The 318-nt window shown below is 65.4% G+C and carries 1 protein-coding gene; it reads left to right on the top strand.

What is annotated here, in order from left to right:
- A partial coding sequence (locus tag JGU66_36080; protein ID MBJ6766195.1) for a peptidase M4 occupies positions 1–318 on the top strand: 318 nt, incomplete at both ends.

The raw sequence follows: 318 nt of genomic DNA, 5'->3' as shown, positions 1-318 counted from the left end.
GCCAGGGCGAGGGCATGCCCCTGCGCAACCGCGTGTACGTGAACGCCGCGGACGCCTCCATCGCGCAGAACGTTCCGGAGATCCACACCGCGCTGGTCCGCCAGGTGTACTCGGCGAACAACCAGGTGGTGCAGCCCGGTACGCTGAAGCGCAGCGAGGGCCAGGCGGCCACCGGCGACGCGGTCGTGGACGCGAACTACGACATGCTGGGCTACACGTACAACTGCTACAAGACGAACTTCAACCGCGACTCGTACGACAACCTGGGCCACACGTACATCAGCACGGTGCACTACGACTCCGGCTACGTGAACGCGT

The sequence above is a fragment of the Myxococcaceae bacterium JPH2 genome, assembly GCA_016458225.1.
Lineage (GTDB): Bacteria > Myxococcota > Myxococcia > Myxococcales > Myxococcaceae > Citreicoccus.
This window is presented reverse-complemented; position numbering and strand designations above follow the sequence as displayed.